Origin of the sequence: Pseudomonas sp. yb_9, from assembly GCF_043103635.1 — a bacterium.
GTDB lineage: Bacteria > Pseudomonadota > Gammaproteobacteria > Pseudomonadales > Pseudomonadaceae > Aquipseudomonas > Aquipseudomonas monteilii.
This window is the reverse complement of the sequence record NZ_JBICKA010000056.1, coordinates 1-15,833: the sequence shown is the minus strand read 5'-3', so window position 1 is coordinate 15,833 and position 15,833 is coordinate 1. Positions and strand designations below refer to the sequence as shown.

The following is a 15,833-nucleotide window of genomic DNA, read 5'->3' as shown; positions in this document are numbered from 1 at the left end:
GGACGCCTATAGTCGTGAGCGAGGTGGGGGAAGTCAATCACCCTGTTACCGCATTGTTACGATCAGGGTGTTACTGGCGTTACCGCAGTGGCGTGGCAGGCTGGAACGCCCGGTTTACAGGCGTTCCAGGCCGACGAACGGACAGTCTGCGAGTAACTGCGCGAGGGCGCGGCCATCGGCCAGGCGGAAATCGCCCGGGACCAGTTCGGCCAGCGGGTACAGCACGAAGGGGCGGGCGTGCATGTGGTAGTGCGGCACTTTCAGGCGTGGCTCGTCGAGTACCTGATCACCGAACAGCAGGATGTCCAGGTCCAGCGTGCGCGGGCCCCAGCGTTCCTTGCGCACGCGGCCCTGGTCGTTCTCGATGGCCTGCAGCGCATCGAGCAGGGCCAGGGGCGGCAGAGCAGTGTCCAGGGCAGCAACTGCGTTGGTGTAGCGCGGTTGGCCGGGCAGCAGCGAGTCGCTGGTGTACAGGGCAGAGGCCGCTACCAGGCGGGTGCTGTCCACCTGGTCAAGCGCCTGCAAGGCGCTGCGCAGCTGCTCGGCAGGTGCGTCCAGGTTGCTGCCCAGGCCGACGTAGGCGCGGGTCTTCACTCGAACGCCTCGTCGCCACTGCGTTTGCGCTTGCTGCCGCTGCGTTTGCGTTTACGCGGGCCGGCACCGGTGCCTTCGTCACGGCTGCCCAGCTCGCGGATCATCTCGCGGCGCTCGCTGTCGTTGGCATCCTGGTAGTCGGTCCACCACTGGCCGAGGTCGTCGGTTTCTTCGCCTGCGCTTTCACGCAGCAGCAGGAAGTCGTAACCGGCGCGGAAGCGGGGGTTGTCCAGCAGCATGTCGGCACGCTTGCCACTGCGACGTGGCAGGCGCTCCTGCATGTCCCAGATCTCGCGGATCGGCAGGGTGAAGCGCTTGGGGATGGCAATGCGTGCGCATTGCTCGGCGATCAAGTCGTGAGCGGCACCGTTCATGGCCGGAATCGGCGGTACACCCTGGTTCTGCAGGTGCAGCACGCGGGATGGCAAGGCTGGCCACAGCAGTGCAGCGAACAGGAACGCCGGCGTGACCGGCTTGCCTTGCTTCACGCGCAGGTCGGTGTTGTTCAGTGCCTGGCTGATCAGCGTGTGGGTGTAGGTCGGGCGCTCGTCCAGGGCGTGGGCACTGGCCGGGAACAGCGGCTCGAACAATTGCAGGTCGACCAGCATTTCGAACGCGATGGCGCCTTGGCCGGAAAGGAACAGCTTGAGGCTTTCTTCGAACAGGCGCGCTGGCGGGATCTCGCGCAGCAACGGGGCCAGTTCGCGAATCGGCTGGACCGTGTGCTTTTCGATGCCGAAGTCGAGCTTGGCGGCGAAACGCACCGCACGCAGCATGCGCACCGGGTCTTCCTGGTAGCGGTGGGTCGGGTCGCCGATCAGCCGCAACAGGCGGTTGCGCACGTCGTGCACACCGTTGGCGTAATCGAGAATGCGCTCGCTGACCGGGTCGTAGTACAAGGCGTTGATGGTGAAGTCGCGGCGTTGCGCGTCTTCTTCCAGGGTGCCGTACACGTTGTCACGCAGGATGCGGCCACTGGCATTGTGCGACGAACGGTGGCTGTCGCCCTGATCTTCTTCCGAGTGAGGAGCGCGGAAGGTGGCGACTTCGATGATCTCACGGCCGAAATGCACGTGGACCAGCTTGAAGCGGCGACCAATGATGCGCGCGTTGCGGAACTCGGCACGGACCTGTTCGGGAGTGGCACTGGTGGCGACGTCGAAGTCTTTCGGCGTGATGCCCAGCATCAGGTCGCGGACACAGCCCCCGACCAGGTAAGCCTGGTAGCCGGCGCTTTGCAGGCGTTCCACGATGTTCACCGCATGGCGGCTGAACTGGTGGCGCTGCAGCGAGTGCTGGCTCTTGTTGATCACCTCAGGCGTGGTGCGCCTGTGGTGCTGGCCCGGTACGGGCGGGCGGAACGACTGGAACAGCTTCTTCAGCATGGGATGCACTGTTTGAAGGAATGTTCGGCCAAGAATAGGAGAATGGCCGCATGATGGGCGGGGATTCTAGCATTTACTCAGGGAATGGTGTAGGCGGGTAGCAGGATGCCTGCCAGAAGGGTAGAAACGACAAGGGGAGCCTAAGCTCCCCAAGAAGTCGTTGCGTGCTCTTATTGTTTTTTTGCTGGGCTTCTTGTTTTTGTTGAGTGCCCTGTCCACAAATCTCGAAGCTTGTGGACGACCCCCAATCCAGGGGTTAAGAGCAAACGGATTGCTTTGGCCGCTGATGTCACGTTGATCTGTCGATCCAACCAGTTCAGGCGCTGCTTTTTAGTGCAGTTTTTGTTGTTCTCTGCCTGGTTGTGGGGCAAGCCCCAAACACGCATCCTCTCCAAAAGAATCAGTTAGCTGCGCCTCCGCCGTCTTGTTTTTATTGTGCGTGAGCCGTTTCGTCTTGTTCTTATTCTGAGTTGCAGTGCTTGTTATTGTTTTTGTACTAAGCATATAGCAGGTGCCGTGCCAACTTTTGCAAGTCCAGTAAAATCAAGGGTTTGAGGCGTTCTGGTGATTTTCGAGGGGCTGAAAATGTCGGGATTTCGTTACCGTACGCCTCGGGAACTGTTACGACCCAAAGGTTGGGTAACAGATTTTTGTGGGGACTGATGTGTTACCTGGGGTGTTCGTCGTGACAGGTTCAGCGCCTGTGAGATCGAGCGCCGCCCGCGCGGCGCATCGCGAGCTGCGCTCGCTCCTACGTTTGTTTTTGGCCAGTAACGCCTGTGGCAGGCGCGCGCGACCGCCTGGTTTGTACTACGCAATATCGCGCCATGCACCAAGGCGTACGCGCGCAAATACCCCAGGAATGATTGGCCCTAAACAGACGTAGGAGCGAGCGCAGCTCGCGATGCGCCGCGCGGGCGGCGCTCGGTCTCACCCCACCGCATATGCTGCGGCGTACGCCAGGCAGGTCAGTTATCGCTGGTAACGTTGCTTTTGCGCCGTGGAATACCCAGGCGCTGACGGCGTTCCCACAGGCACTTGCGGCTGACGCCAAGCTTGCGTGCCAGCTCGGTCTCGGTCATGTGGTCCTGGTGTTCGAGCACGAAGTGCTGGAAGTAGTCTTCCAGCGACAGGTCTTCGGTCGGCTCGTGGCTGGCATTTGCAGCACTGGCTGCAACCAGGGCGTTGTTGAGGATCTCGTCCTCCTCCAGGTCGCCCAGTTCAATGTCGATGCCCAGCAGGTCTGCCGAAATTTCTGCGCTCTCGCTAAGAATCACCGCACGCTCCACGGCGTTTTCCAGCTCTCGCACGTTACCTGGCCAGCTGTAATGGCGAATGGCTTGCTCGGCCTCGGCCGAGAAGTGCAGGTCGTCGCGACCGATACGCGCGCGTTGGCGGGCGAGGAAGGCGCTGGCGATCTCGTTCACGTCACTGCCGCGCTCGCGCAGGGCAGGCAGTTTCAGGGCGATGACGTGCAGGCGATAGTAAAGGTCTTCGCGGAACTGGCCGGCCTTGGCCAGGTTCTTCAGGTCGCGGTGGGTCGCGGCGATCAGGCGCACATCGACCTTTTGCGACTGCACCGACCCCACCCGGCGAATCTCGCCTTCCTGCAGTACACGCAGTAGACGGGCCTGGGCTTCCAGTGGCAGTTCACCGATTTCGTCAAGGAACAGCGTGCCACCGTCGGCGGCCTCTACCAGGCCCGCACGCCCGGCGCTGGCACCGGTGAACGCACCTTTCTCGTGGCCGAACAGTTCGGACTCGATCAAGGTCTCGGGGATGGCCGCGCAGTTCACCGAGATCATCGGTGCCTTGGCCCGGCGTGACAGGTTGTGCAGGGCGCGGGCCACCAGCTCTTTACCGGTACCCGACTCACCCTGGATCAGCACATTGGAGTCGGTGGGCGCCACCTTGCGGATCTTGCTGTACATGTCCTGCATGGGCGGGCATGAACCGATGATGCCGATTTCGCCATTGGCCGCAGCCGCGCTGCCTTTGTCGGCCGCGGCGGCCTTGCCGTTGGTGGCGCGTGGCTCGGCAGCCAGTGCGGCGGCCGGAGCGTTCTGCCGGTCGCGCAGAATACGCGCCACGGCCTGCAGCATCTCGTCGTGGTCGAAGGGCTTGGCGATGTAGTCCACCGCGCCCATTTTCATCGAGTCCACCGCCGAGCGTAGGCTGGCGTAGCTGGTCATGATCAGCACCGGGGTACCTTGGCCGAGCTTGATCAGCTCGGTGCCGGGCGCACCTGGCAGGCGCAGGTCGCTGACGATGAGGTCGAAGGTGGCAATGCTGAAGCGTTCCTGGGCTTCCTGCACCGAGCCGGCTTCGCTGACCTGGTACTGGTTCCGCTCGAGCAGGCGACGCAAGGCCGAGCGGATGATGGTTTCGTCTTCGACGATCAGAATGTGCGGCATTGATTCAATTCTCTCGACGGTCTCGAATTTCAGGGGACGTCGCTACGACATGCCGGGGCAGGGTCACGCGGATCCGGGTGCCACGTTGCCGTTCGATATCGGCCGGGCTGTCGATGGTGATTTGCCCATAATGCTCTTCCACGATGGAATAGACCAGAGCGAGCCCCAGTCCGGTTCCTTCGCCCGGGTCTTTGGTGGTGAAGAAGGGTTCAAACAGGCGGTCCATGATGCTCTTCGGTATCCCGCTGCCCTCGTCCTCGACGATCAGGTCGACGGTGTGCTCGCTCACTTCGCTGCGCACGCGCACGGCGCTGCCGGGCGGTGAGGCATCGCGGGCGTTGGAGAGCAGGTTGATCAGCACCTGGGCCAGGCGCTGCGGGTCCCCTTCGGCCCAGTGGTCCGGGTCGCAGAGGTTGAAGAACTGTACTTCGAAATTGCGCCGGTTCAACGCCAGCAGACCGATGGCGTCCTGCGCCACTTCGGCCAGGCACACCGGCTCTTCACTGTTCTGGTGGCTGCCGCCGGCATGGGCGAAGCTCATCAGCGACTGGACGATGCGCGATACCCGCTTGGTCTGGTCGAGGATCTGGCTGGACAGCTCGATGATTTCGCCATCACCTTCACGTTCTTCACGAAGGTTTTGCGCCAGGCAGGCGATGCCGGTAATCGGGTTGCCGATTTCGTGGGCTACGCCAGCGGCCAGGCGGCCGATGCTGGCCAGGCGCTCGGAGTGCACCAGCTTGTCTTCCAGTGCCTGGGTTTCGGTCAGGTCTTCCACCAGCAGCACCAGGCCGCTGTTTCCGGGTGCCAGCGGCTCGTCGATGGCGGCCTTGTGCAGGTTCAGCCAGCGCGGCTGGCCGTCCAGCGCCAGGCGCTGCTTGTGCAGGTGCTCGTCGGGCACGTTGATGAAGCCTTGCAGCAGGCCGCGCCAAGGCTCGTCGATGGTGACCAGGCGCGAGCCGACCACATGCTTGGCGGCGATGCCGGTGAGCTCTTCCATGGCCTTGTTCCACATCAGGATTTCCTGGTCTTTGGCCAGCGAGCAGACGCCCATGGGCAGCTCCTGCAGGGTCTGGCGGTGGTAACGGCGCAGGGCATCGAGCTCTGCGGCAAGGCCGGTCAGGCGCGAGTGGTAGTCTTCCAGGCGGCTTTCGATGAAATGGATGTCTTCGGTCACGTAGTTTTCGTTACCGGATTTGTACGGCAGGAAGGTCTCGACCATGTCCTGGGCCACGCTCGGCCCCATCAGCCCGGACAGGTTGGCTTCGATGCGGTCTCGCAGGCGGCGCAGGGCATAAGGGCGGCGCTCGTCGAACGGCAGGTAGAGGTCGCGCAGGGCCTGCTCCACTTCCTTTTGTGCGGCCTTGGCGCCCAGCGGTTTGGCCAGCTGGGTGGCGAATTCCTGGGGCGAGGCTGCGTGCAGCTCGCGGCGCTGCGGACGGCGCACGTTGTCCACCGCACAGGCTTCGGCGGCGCTGACTTCTTCGTTGCTGGCGTTGGTGAACAGCGAGATCAGGGTAAACAGCAGCACGTTGGCCGCCAGCGAGGCAATGGCCGCCATGTGCCAGCTGGTGTCGTCCAGCACATAGATCATGTCCAGCATCGGGATGTAGAAGCCCTGCAGGTTGCCCAGCAGCGGCAGCAGCATGGTCACCATCCACACCAGGGTGCCGGCCAGCAACCCGGCAATGAAGCCGCGGCGGTTGGCGGTGGGCCAGTACAGCACCGACAGCACGCCTGGCAGGAACTGCAGGGTGGCGACGAAGGCGACGATGCCCAGGTTGGCCAGGCTCTGGTGGTTGTTCTGGGTCAGGTAGAACATGAAGCCGGCGGTGATGATGGCAACGATCAGCGCGCGGCGGGTCCACTTCAGCCAGCGGTAGATGTTGCCTTCGGCCGGGGGTTGATACAGCGGCAGTACCAGATGGTTGAGGGCCATGCCCGACAGCGCCAGAGTGGTGACGATGATCAGGCCGCTGGCGGCCGACAAGCCGCCGACGTAGGCCAGCAGTGCCAGTGCCTCGTTGTTGGCGGCAATACCCAGGCCCAGGGTGAAGTACTCGGGGTTGGTGCTGGCGCCCAGGCGCAGGCCGGCCCACAGCACCAGCGGCACGGCCAGGCTCATCAGCAGCAGGAACAGCGGCAGGCCCCAGCTGGCGCTGACCAGTGAGCGCGGGTTGAGGTTTTCGGTGAAGGCCATGTGGTACATGTGCGGCATGACGATGGCCGAGGCGAAGAACACCAGCAGCAGGGTGCGCCATGGCCCTTCCTGCAACGGGGTGTGCAGGGCGGCCAGAGCGGTCTGGTTCTGCAGCAGCCAGACTTCCAGTTCGTGCGGGCCGCCAAATACGCCATAAAGGGCGTAAAGGCCGATGCCGCCCAAGGCCAGCAGCTTGATCACCGATTCGAAGGCGATGGCGAACACCAGCCCTTCGTGTTTCTCACGCGTGGCGATGTGCCGCGAACCGAAAAAGATGGTGAACAGGATGATCAGCGTACAGAAGGCGAATGCCACCCTTGCCTTGACCGGCTCACCGGTGAGGATGCTGATCGAGTCGGCCACCGCCTGGATTTGCAGCGCCAGCAAAGGCAACACGCCAATCAGCATGATGATGGTGGTCAGCGCCCCCGCCCAGGTACTGCGGAAGCGGAACGCCAGCAGGTCGGCCAGGGAGGACAGCTGGTAGGTGCGGGTGATCTTGAGGATCGGGTATAGCAGCACCGGTGCCAGCAGGAACGCGCCGGACACGCCCAGGTAACAGGCAAGGAAGCCGTAGCCGTACTGGTAGGCCAGGCCGACTGAGCCATAGAAGGCCCAGGCACTGGCGTATACGCCCAGCGACAGGGTGTAGGTAAGCGGGTGGCGAATGATCGAGCGCGGGATGACCCCCCGCTCGCTGATCCAGGCCACGCCGAACAGCACCATGAGGTACCCGGCGCTGATCAGGATCATCTGGGTCAGGCTAAAGCTCATCGGCATCTCGTTGGCTCTGCAGGATGAAGGTGACGACGATCAGGATCAGCCAGAGCAGGTAAGGGCGGTACCAGGCTCCGGTCGGTTCGATCCACCAGTCCATGATGGCCGGGGAGAACAGGTAGATCCCCACGACCAGAAGCAGGACCAAACGATAGATGTACATGCTGGCCTCGATGGTTGGGCGCTGCGGGCTTGGACTTATTATTGGCGCAAATGGCTGGGGGGATGCTAGCGGGAATCGGTGAGGTTAGCCAAGAGTTTGAATTTGTTGAGCTTTTGTTTTTGAGAGTTGTTTTGCCTGTGCCCGCGAAGAGGCCGCTAAAGCCTCAGCGCAACTCAGCCTCTGGCACCGTGGTCCGCTGCGCAATCGCCTCCGGCCGCCACTGCTTGCGCGCCACCGCCAGCACTTCAGCCGGTGTTGCCAGCAGTAACTCGGGGTCTGCTTCTTGCCCCAGCGCCCGCAACGCGCGCAGCAACAACGGCGTAGCATGCTCTGCCTGCAACGGCGGCGAGCGGTACGACTTGCCCAGCTTGTGCCCGTCCGGTTGCACGATCAGCGGAATATGCAGGTAGCGCGGCTGTGAAAAGCCCAGCAGCTCTTGCAGGTACAGCTGGCGCGGGGTGTTGTCGAGCAGGTCGGCGCCACGCACGATATCGGTAACCCCCTGCCAGGCATCGTCCAGCACCACCGCCAGCTGGTAGGCATACAGCCCGTCACGGCGCTGGATGACAAAGTCGCCCACCTCACGCCCCAGGTGCTGCTGGTACTCACCCTGTACCCGGTCGGTAAAGCGGTAGATCAGCTCGGGCACGCGCAAGCGGATTGCTGCACCTTCACGGGCGTGCCCGGCGTTGCGGCACAGACCCGGGTAAATCCCGTTGTAACCCTCCAGTTGCTTGCGCGAACACGTACAGGCATAAGCCAGGCCCATGTTGAACAGGCGGTCGACCACTGCCGCGTAGGCGTCGTGGCGCTGGCTCTGGAACACAACCTCGCCATCCCATTCCAGGCCGTAACGTTCAAGGGTTTGCAGGATGGCATCGCGGGCGCCGGGCATTTCGCGGGGTGGGTCGGTGTCTTCCATGCGCAGCAGCCAGCGGCCGTTGACGGCGCGGGCATCGAGCCAGGAGGCGAGGGCGGCGACCAGCGAGCCGAAGTGCAGGAAGCCGCTGGGGGTGGGGGCGAAACGCCCGATGTAGCTGGAGTCGGTCATGGTCTGGCTGGGCATATAAATGAATCGGGGCGCATCGAGCGCCCCGTTCAGGTGGAAGAAAGATCAGCCTTTGCCGATCGTTTTTTCCTTTTTCTCGGCGATTTCCTTGCAGTCGAAGCACAGATCCGCGGTCGGACGGGCTTCCAGGCGGCGCAGGCCGATTTCGATACCGCACGACTCACACCAGCCGTATTCGTCGGCCTTGATCTTGTCGAGGGTCTTGTCGATTTTCTTGATCAGCTTGCGCTCGCGGTCGCGGTTGCGCAGTTCCAGGGCGAACTCTTCTTCCTGGCTGGCGCGGTCGGCCGGGTCGGGGAAGTTGGCTGCTTCGTCCTTCATGTGGTCCACAGTGCGGTCCACGCTGGTCATCAGCTCTTGCTTCCAGGCGCCGAGAAGCTTGGTGAAGTGTTTTTTCATGGGCTCGCCCATGTACTCTTCACCCTTGGTTTCTACGTATGGCTCGACACCGTACATGGTCTGGGCTTTTTGCTTTTCTACGGTGGACATGAATAGACCGCCTCTCACTCATCTGATCCAATGCGCAGGCTGCTCCATCTCCGGCACCCGCCGGCCCTGCGACTGCGAGCCGCCGAACTTACCAGATAGATCGGGGGTGCGCTACCCCGCCTGTTACTGGCAATTGACAGCGGCCTGAGCCGTACGTTCGGTGGCGTGCAGAGGTAGAATCTCCAGTTTAGACCCAATTGAGAGAAGGTCATGGCCCACCCCTACAGTGCGCGCAGTCGCGCCATCGAACCCTTCCATGTCATGGCACTGCTGGCCCGGGCCAACGAGCTGCAGGCGGCCGGGCATGACGTGATCCACCTGGAAATCGGTGAGCCGGACTTCACCACGGCCGCGCCCATCGTCGCGGCCGGCCAGGCGGCACTGGCCGCTGGACACACCCGCTACACCGCAGCGCGCGGGCTGCCACAACTGCGCGAAGCCATCGCCGGCTTTTATGGCCAGCGGTATGGGCTGAGTATCGACCCGGAGCGCATCCTCATTACCCCGGGTGGCTCAGGCGCATTGCTGCTGGCCAGCAGCCTGTTGGTTGACCCGGGCAAGCACTGGCTGCTGGCCGACCCGGGCTACCCGTGCAACCGCCACTTCCTGCGCCTGGTCGAGGGGGGCGCGCAGTTGGTGCCGGTAGGGCCGGACGTGAATTACCAACTGACAGCCGACCTGGTCGACCGTTACTGGGACAAGGACACGGTGGGCGCTCTGGTCGCTTCGCCGGCCAACCCGACCGGCACCGTGCTGGGGCGTGACGAGCTGGCCAGCCTTGCCAGGGCCACCCATGAGCGTCACGGTCACCTGGTGGTGGATGAGATCTACCATGGCCTTACCTATGGCATGGACGCGCCAAGCGTGCTGGAAGTCGACGACTCGGCGTTCGTTCTGAATAGTTTTTCCAAGTATTTCGGCATGACCGGTTGGCGCCTCGGCTGGCTGGTGGCGCCGCCTGGCGCAGTGGCTGATCTGGAAAAACTGGCGCAGAACCTGTACATCAGCGCACCTAGCATGGCGCAGCATGCTGCTCTGGCATGCTTCCAGCCGGAAACCCTGGCCATTTTTGAAGAACGCCGCGCCGAATTCGCCCGCCGTCGCGACTATCTGTTGCCAGCCCTGCGCGAACTGGGCTTCCGCATTGCCGTCGAGCCACAGGGCGCGTTCTACCTGTATGCCGACATCAGTGCCTTTGACGGTGATGCGTTCGCCTTCTGTCGGCACTTCCTGGAAACCGAGCACCTGGCCTTCACGCCGGGCCTGGACTTCGGCCGTCACCTGGCCGGCCACCATGTGCGCTTTGCCTACACCCAGAGCCTGCCACGCCTGGAAGAGGCGGTGCAGCGCATTGCCCGTGGCCTGCGGAGCTGGCAAGGCTGATGCGTTTCTCTCCTTCACTTGAACAGGGCAGCCTGCTGCGCCGCTACAAGCGCTTTCTGGCCGATATCGAACTGGCCAATGGTGAACATCTGACCATTCACTGCCCGAACACCGGCTCCATGCTCAACTGCATGCGTGAAGGTGGGCAGGTGTGGTTCAGCCGCTCCACCGACCCCAAGCGCAAGCTGCCGGGTACCTGGGAAATCAGCGAAACGCCGCAGGGGCGGCTGGCCTGTGTGAATACCGGGCGGGCCAATGCGCTGGTCGAGGAGGCGCTGAGGGCAGGCGTGATTGCCGAGCTGGCCGGTTTCACGGCGCTCAAGCGCGAAGTGGCTTACGGCGAGGAAGGCAGCCGGATCGACTTTCGCCTGGAGTTTGACGGCGCGCCCGTGTATGTCGAGGTCAAGAGCGTAACCTTGGGCTACCCCGACAGCACGGTCGCAGCGTTCCCGGATGCGGTAACCCAGCGCGGTGCCAAGCACCTGCGCGAGTTGGCCACGCTGGCCCGGCAGGGCGTACGGGCGGTACAACTGTACTGCGTGAACCTGACCGGTATCGATGCCGTGCGCCCGGCCGAGGAAATCGACGGTGCCTACGCTCAGGCCCTGCGTGCCGCGGTGGCCGACGGCGTTGAGGTACTGGCCTACGGTACCCGCCTGGACGCTGAAGGCATCGTCATCGACCGCCGCTTGCCAGTGCTGCTCAACCCTTGAACCAGATGCCCTGGCTGTCTTCGTGGCAGCCCATGGGCTGAAGTTGCTCTCCTTCACAGGGGCCTGCCACACATTCGCCGCTTTCTATCAGGAACAGCGCACCATGGTGGGCACAGTGGATGAGACTGGCGCTGTCATCGAGAAACGCATCTTCCGCCCAGTTCAGCGGGATGCCGCGGTGTGGGCAACGGTTGCGGTAGAGGAAAACCTGGCCTTGGCGACGCACGCCAAACAGTTCGACGCCGTCTACGCTGAAGGCGCGGCTTTGGCCTTCGGCCAGGCCGTGGGAGGTACAAAGGAAGTGCATGGCAAGGACGACTCGTGAAACAGATGATGGCTTGACGCGCCAATGCGAATAATTATCAAATTGCCCGCATTCGCTGCGTCCGGCTACCTATGGTGCGCAGTTCTGCCGCCCGCCACAAGGCGTGTGGTCCGCCTTCAGAAGGAACCCGATGATGCGCCGTCCCGTCGCCTTGCTCGCGCTGTGCGCAAGCCTTGTGCTCTCTACCCAGGCCCTGGCGGCCGAGCTGCCGCAACGCTGGGTCAGCGCCGGAGGTGCACTGAGTGAGTGGATAACTGCGCTGGGCGGTGAAGCGCGGCTGGTGGGGGTTGATACCACCAGCCAGCACCCGGCATCGTTGAAATCACTGCCTAGTGTGGGTTACCAGCGGCAACTGTCGGCGGAAGGCATCCTTAGCCTGCGCCCGGATGTGCTGGTGGGTACCGAAGAAATGGGCCCGCCACCGGTGCTGGCGCAAATCCGCAAGGCGGGTGTGCAGGTGGCGTTGTTTTCCAGCAGGGCCGAGCTGTCGGCGGTGGATGAAAACCTCAAGCACCTGGGCCAGTTGCTTGGCGCCGAGCAGCAAGCGTCGGCGTTGGCGGCCAGTTACCACCAGCAGCTTGAGGATTTGCAGGCCAAGGTCAAGCAGGCCCAGGCAGGGCATAAGGCGCCGGGCGTGCTGCTACTCGTCGGGCATGCCGGCGCCAAGCCGCTGATTGCCGGGCAGGGCACTGCGGGTGACTGGCTGTTGGGCCAGGCGGGTGGGCGTAACCTGGCAGCGCATCAGGGTTACAAGAATTTCTCCAACGAAGCACTGGCCGCGCTGGACCCGGATGTGATCGTGTTCTCCGACCGGGCGCTGGCCGATGAGCAGGCCTTGCAGGCGCTGCTGAAAGAAAACCCCGCGCTGGCGGCGTCCCGTGCCGTGCGTGAGAAGCGCCTTGTATCGCTTGACCCAACATTGCTGGTCGGCGGTCTTGGGCCACGCCTGCCGGCTACCTTGCAGTCGCTGGCTGCCAACTTCTACCCGGCGGCCAAGGCCAGCTTTGCACAATGAAGCAGCGGGTACAGCCACGTACGTTGTTCATTTGCCTGAGCCTGTTGTGCCTGTTGGCGGTCTGGCTGTCGTTGGCCTTGGGGCCGGTCAGCTTGCCGCTGTTCGACACCCTGCGTGCCGGCCTGCGCCTGCTGGGGCTGCCGATTGCGGCTGATGGCCTGCAACAGGCCGAGATGATCCTGGGCCAGATCCGTCTGCCGCGTACCCTGTTGGGGTTGGCGGTGGGCGCGGTGCTGGCGCTGTCCGGTGTGGCCATGCAGGGGCTGTTCCGTAACCCGTTGGCCGACCCAGGGCTGGTGGGGGTGGCCGCCGGGGCTGCGATGGGGGCTGCGGTCGCCATTGTCGGCGGTGCCTGGTTTGGCGGCATGCCGGAGGCCTTCGCGCCCTATTTGCTGTCCTTTTGCGCGTTTGTCGGGGGGCTTGGGGTAACCGCGCTGGTTTACCGCCTGGGGCGGCGCGATGGGCAGACCAACGTGGCCACGATGCTGCTGGCCGGTGTGGCCATGACCGCGCTGGGCGGCGCGGCGGTGGGGCTGTTCTCTTACCTGGCCGACGACGCTACCCTGCGCACACTGACGTTCTGGAACCTCGGCAGTCTGAACGGTGCCAGCTACGAGCGGCTGTGGCCGTTGCTGCTGGTGGCCGCGGGTGTGGCGGTGTGGTTGCCACGCCGGGCCAAGGCGCTGAATGCGCTGTTGTTGGGTGAGTCGGAGGCACGCCACCTGGGCGTTGATGTCGAGCGGCTCAAGCGTGAGCTGGTGTTCTGCACGGCGCTGGGGGTGGGGGCAGCGGTGGCTGCCGCCGGGCTGATCGGTTTCATCGGCCTGGTGGTACCACACCTGGTGCGCTTGCTGGCCGGGCCTGATCACCGGATGGTGCTGCCGGCTTCGTTGCTGGCGGGCGGCGTGCTGATGCTGTTCGCCGACCTGGCTGCGCGGCTGCTGCTGGCGCCTGCCGAGTTGCCGATCGGTATCGTCACGGCCTTTATCGGTGCGCCGTTCTTTCTGTTCCTGCTGATACGAGGGCGCAGCTGATGTTGCAAGTGGAAGGGCTGCACCTGCGGCGGGGCAGCAACGAGGTGCTTCACGACATTCACCTGCAACTGAGCCCGGGGCAGGTTGTGGGTGTGCTAGGCCCTAACGGTGCCGGCAAAAGCAGCCTGTTGGGGGTGTTGTGTGGCGAACTGGCACCGGACCGTGGGCAGGTAACGCTACAGGGACGGCCATTGGCTGACTGGGGTGGGCAGGAGCGTGCCAGGCGCCTGGCGGTGCTGCCGCAGGTGTCCAGCCTGGGCTTCTCGTTCCGGGTCGAAGAGGTTGTGAGCATGGGGCGTATGCCGCATGGCACCGGGCAGCGGCGCGATGCAGAAATTGTCGAGGCGGCCTTGCAGGCTGCAGATGCCTGGCATCTGGTGGATCGCAGTTACCTGGCCTTATCGGGAGGTGAGCGGCAGCGAGTGCACCTGGCTCGCGTGCTGGCGCAGTTGTGGCCGGGCGAAGAGGGCACCACGCTGCTGCTCGACGAGCCGACCTCAATGCTCGACCCGCTGCACCAGCACACAACGCTGGAGTCTGTACGCCGCTTCGCCGACCGTGGCGCCGCAGTGCTGGTGATCCTGCACGACTTGAACCTGGCGGCGCGTTACTGTGACCGTATCCTGCTGCTGGAACAGGGGCGCTGCCATGCCTTTGCCACGCCCGAGGCGGTGTTGACTCCCGCAGCGTTGAAAGCGGTATACGGTATTGACGTGCTGGTGCAGGCGCACCCGGAGCGTGGGCATCCACTGATCATCACCCGCTAGGAGGCATTGCCGATGCGTCATCTGCTGCTGTCTGGTCTCATGCTATGCCTGATGCTGTCACTGGGTGGCTGCCAGGCCAGCTTGCCGCCATTACCCGCCTGGCAGAGCAGTGAAGGGCGCACGCATGCCGAGTTGGGGCACATCATCGACCTTGCCAGTGGTCAGGTGATCAGCCCTGAGCAGCTGGTGCAGCGCTTGGCAGAGGCTCCCCGAGTCATGGTGGGCGAGAAGCACGACAACCCCGATCATCATGCGCTGCAGCTTTGGCTGCTACGCGCTTTGCACGCTCGGCGCGCGCAAGGCAGCCTCTTGCTGGAAATGCTGCAGCCCGAGCAGCAACCGCTGGTCGACAAGGTGCAGGCGCATGCTTTGCCGGCAGACTTGCCCAAGGCCCTGGCGTGGCAAGAGGGTTGGGACTGGACGTTGTACGGGCCGATCGTGCGTGAGGCCTTGCAGCAGCGCGTGCCGCTGCTGGCGGCCAACCTGTCGCCTGGCGAGATGCGCCAGGCTTATCGGCAGCCCGCTTTGTTAAAGGGTGATAAGTCCAATGCGCCTGCGGTAAAGGCTGCGTTGCTGGAGCAAGTGCGCGCTGGGCACTGCGGGATGCTGCCTGAAAGCCAGTTGCCAGCGATGCTGGCCGTGCAGCAACAGCGCGACCGGCGCATGGCCGAGCGCTTGCTGGCGGCACCGCAGCCGGCGTTGCTGTTCGCAGGGGCCTACCACGCGCGCAAGGACTTGGGCGTGCCGTTGCATCTGGCTGATCTGGGCGCATCGGGGGGGAGCAAGGTCCTGCTGCTTACCGAGGTGGGCGAGCAGGTTGAGCCAGGCGAGGCGGATTACGTGTGGTACACGGCGGCGATGCCGGAGCAGGACTATTGCGCGCAGTTTCGTCAGTAATGTGAGCGGTGACCGGGTCACGCCAGGCGACACAAACCTATAGGCAAAAAAAGACCCGGCAAATTGCCGGGTCAATAACCGTGATTAGCCTGATGAGGAGATAATCTGAGAGTCCGAACCAGGGGCTCTTAGCTTATCCAACCAGTCTCGCGACCAGTTGTGATAATCATAACAATTCTCATTTAGCAGTCAATCCCCTTTTCACGATTATTTTGGATTTTTTTGCGAAGGGTTCTTCGCGTCGAGTTGTTGGTTGAGGGCTTCTTTGCGTTCGAGCGGCAAATCGTTCCAGTGCATGTCCAGCAGGGCGCCTTCAATGGCGTACAACAGCACCTTTGATGCGCGAAACCCTCGTGTCTTCACGGCCTGGTATGCACCCACCGCGCCCAGGCGGCGCAGATCCGATGCACTGTGGATGCCGGCTGCGTGCAGCCACTGCGCAGAGGTCTTGCCAAGGTTCTTCAGATGCTGCAATTCATCGTTCATCGAGCCTCCTTGCGATGGCTGAACGGGTCTGGGGGATAAATCGCGAGCAGGTCAGAGAGGAGTGTAGCGGGGGTTGGGAAATGCGCGGCCTTTTGCCATCGGGGGTGACGAGATGCCTTGAG

Annotated in this window: 15 protein-coding genes; 6 read left to right on the top strand and 9 right to left on the bottom strand. The window is 63.4% G+C overall.

The genetic code is table 11. From position 1 onward, the window contains the following. Positions 1-114: 114 nt before the first annotated feature. The 7 genes from folK to dksA form a co-directional block, all read right to left on the bottom strand. The gene (folK, locus tag ACF8MI_RS16020; protein ID WP_060498433.1) at positions 115-594 is read right to left on the bottom strand and encodes a 2-amino-4-hydroxy-6-hydroxymethyldihydropteridine diphosphokinase; all 480 of its coding nucleotides are present in this window, start codon (positions 592-594) and stop codon (positions 115-117) included. Then, positions 591-1,979, bottom strand: coding sequence for a polynucleotide adenylyltransferase PcnB (locus ACF8MI_RS16015; protein WP_060498432.1), 1,389 nt, complete (start codon positions 1,977-1,979; stop codon positions 591-593). Before ACF8MI_RS16015 ends, folK begins: the two co-directional genes overlap by 4 nt. A gap of 968 nt (positions 1,980-2,947) precedes the next feature. After that, entirely contained in the window at positions 2,948-4,393 is a 1,446-nt protein-coding gene (locus ACF8MI_RS16010) for a sigma-54 dependent transcriptional regulator (protein ID WP_060498429.1), read from the bottom strand. Positions 4,394-4,397: 4 nt separating this feature from the next. Beyond that, the gene (locus ACF8MI_RS16005; protein WP_164525092.1) at positions 4,398-7,373 is read right to left on the bottom strand and encodes a sensor histidine kinase; all 2,976 of its coding nucleotides are present in this window, start codon (positions 7,371-7,373) and stop codon (positions 4,398-4,400) included. Next, positions 7,357-7,533 (bottom strand): hypothetical protein, encoded by a 177-nt coding sequence (locus tag ACF8MI_RS16000; RefSeq protein ID WP_003250005.1) that lies wholly within the window; start codon positions 7,531-7,533, stop codon positions 7,357-7,359. Before ACF8MI_RS16000 ends, ACF8MI_RS16005 begins: the two co-directional genes overlap by 17 nt. Positions 7,534-7,696: 163 nt before the next feature. Next, positions 7,697-8,584 (bottom strand): tRNA glutamyl-Q(34) synthetase GluQRS, encoded by an 888-nt coding sequence (gluQRS, locus tag ACF8MI_RS15995; RefSeq protein WP_060498431.1) that lies wholly within the window; start codon positions 8,582-8,584, stop codon positions 7,697-7,699. Between the two features lie 63 nt (positions 8,585-8,647). Beyond that, complete coding sequence (gene dksA, locus ACF8MI_RS15990; RefSeq protein WP_060498427.1) at positions 8,648-9,091, bottom strand: RNA polymerase-binding protein DksA; 444 nt, start codon at positions 9,089-9,091, stop codon at positions 8,648-8,650. Between the two features lie 210 nt (positions 9,092-9,301). Between dksA and ACF8MI_RS15985 the strand changes: the two genes are divergently transcribed. Together ACF8MI_RS15985 and sfsA are read left to right on the top strand one after the other, a co-directional pair. Continuing rightward, positions 9,302-10,474 carry a pyridoxal phosphate-dependent aminotransferase gene (locus ACF8MI_RS15985; RefSeq protein WP_200928806.1) on the top strand — a complete coding sequence of 391 codons (1,173 nt, stop codon included), beginning with the start codon at positions 9,302-9,304 and terminating at the stop codon, positions 10,472-10,474. Continuing rightward, entirely contained in the window at positions 10,474-11,187 is a 714-nt protein-coding gene (gene sfsA / locus ACF8MI_RS15980; RefSeq protein WP_060498425.1) for a DNA/RNA nuclease SfsA, read from the top strand. Before ACF8MI_RS15985 ends, sfsA begins: the two co-directional genes overlap by 1 nt. On the opposite strand, the gene ACF8MI_RS15975 is transcribed toward sfsA, so the two are convergent. After that, on the bottom strand, positions 11,177-11,494 hold the full coding sequence (locus ACF8MI_RS15975) for a Rieske (2Fe-2S) protein (protein WP_060498424.1): 318 nt from the start codon (positions 11,492-11,494) through the stop codon (positions 11,177-11,179). The two genes, sfsA and ACF8MI_RS15975, sit on opposite strands and share 11 nt — an antisense overlap. A gap of 148 nt (positions 11,495-11,642) precedes the next feature. Here ACF8MI_RS15975 and ACF8MI_RS15970 point away from each other — a divergent pair, with 148 nt between their 5' ends. From ACF8MI_RS15970 to ACF8MI_RS15955, 4 genes are read left to right on the top strand one after another with little or no spacing between them, the layout of a single operon-like run. Continuing rightward, positions 11,643-12,527, top strand: coding sequence for a hemin ABC transporter substrate-binding protein (locus tag ACF8MI_RS15970; protein ID WP_060498423.1), 885 nt, complete (start codon positions 11,643-11,645; stop codon positions 12,525-12,527). Between the two features lie 50 nt (positions 12,528-12,577). Then, complete coding sequence (locus tag ACF8MI_RS15965; RefSeq protein WP_200929489.1) at positions 12,578-13,561, top strand: iron ABC transporter permease; 984 nt, start codon at positions 12,578-12,580, stop codon at positions 13,559-13,561. Next, on the top strand, positions 13,561-14,328 hold the full coding sequence (locus tag ACF8MI_RS15960) for a heme ABC transporter ATP-binding protein (RefSeq protein WP_028699679.1): 768 nt from the start codon (positions 13,561-13,563) through the stop codon (positions 14,326-14,328). The genes ACF8MI_RS15965 and ACF8MI_RS15960 overlap by 1 nt, the downstream gene beginning before the upstream one ends. A gap of 12 nt (positions 14,329-14,340) precedes the next feature. Beyond that, positions 14,341-15,225 carry a ChaN family lipoprotein gene (locus tag ACF8MI_RS15955; RefSeq protein WP_200928805.1) on the top strand — a complete coding sequence of 295 codons (885 nt, stop codon included), beginning with the start codon at positions 14,341-14,343 and terminating at the stop codon, positions 15,223-15,225. A 207-nt stretch (positions 15,226-15,432) separates the two neighbouring features. Here ACF8MI_RS15955 and ACF8MI_RS15950 read toward each other — a convergent pair whose 3' ends face one another. Next, a complete protein-coding gene (locus ACF8MI_RS15950) occupies positions 15,433-15,711 on the bottom strand; it encodes a TfoX/Sxy family protein (protein WP_060498420.1) in 279 nt (92 codons plus the stop codon). Between the last annotated feature and the right edge of the window lie 122 nt (positions 15,712-15,833).

Excerpts from the sequence above, each read along its gene's own strand:
- ACF8MI_RS15970 (WP_060498423.1), top strand. The coding sequence starts at position 11,643 with ATGATGCGCCGTCCCGTCGCCTTGCTCGCGCTGTGCGCAAGCCTTGTG.
- ACF8MI_RS15975 (WP_060498424.1), bottom strand. The coding sequence starts at position 11,494 with ATGCACTTCCTTTGTACCTCCCACGGCCTGGCCGAAGGCCAAAGCCGC.
- gluQRS (WP_060498431.1), bottom strand. The coding sequence starts at position 8,584 with ATGACCGACTCCAGCTACATCGGGCGTTTCGCCCCCACCCCCAGCGGC.
- sfsA (WP_060498425.1), top strand. The coding sequence starts at position 10,474 with ATGCGTTTCTCTCCTTCACTTGAACAGGGCAGCCTGCTGCGCCGCTAC.
- ACF8MI_RS16005 (WP_164525092.1), bottom strand. The coding sequence starts at position 7,373 with ATGCCGATGAGCTTTAGCCTGACCCAGATGATCCTGATCAGCGCCGGG.
- ACF8MI_RS15960 (WP_028699679.1), top strand. The coding sequence starts at position 13,561 with ATGTTGCAAGTGGAAGGGCTGCACCTGCGGCGGGGCAGCAACGAGGTG.
- dksA (WP_060498427.1), bottom strand. The coding sequence starts at position 9,091 with ATGTCCACCGTAGAAAAGCAAAAAGCCCAGACCATGTACGGTGTCGAG.
- ACF8MI_RS16010 (WP_060498429.1), bottom strand. The coding sequence starts at position 4,393 with ATGCCGCACATTCTGATCGTCGAAGACGAAACCATCATCCGCTCGGCC.
- ACF8MI_RS15985 (WP_200928806.1), top strand. The coding sequence starts at position 9,302 with ATGGCCCACCCCTACAGTGCGCGCAGTCGCGCCATCGAACCCTTCCAT.
- ACF8MI_RS15950 (WP_060498420.1), bottom strand. The coding sequence starts at position 15,711 with ATGAACGATGAATTGCAGCATCTGAAGAACCTTGGCAAGACCTCTGCG.
- ACF8MI_RS15955 (WP_200928805.1), top strand. The coding sequence starts at position 14,341 with ATGCGTCATCTGCTGCTGTCTGGTCTCATGCTATGCCTGATGCTGTCA.
- ACF8MI_RS16000 (WP_003250005.1), bottom strand. The coding sequence starts at position 7,533 with ATGTACATCTATCGTTTGGTCCTGCTTCTGGTCGTGGGGATCTACCTG.
- ACF8MI_RS16015 (WP_060498432.1), bottom strand. The coding sequence starts at position 1,979 with ATGCTGAAGAAGCTGTTCCAGTCGTTCCGCCCGCCCGTACCGGGCCAG.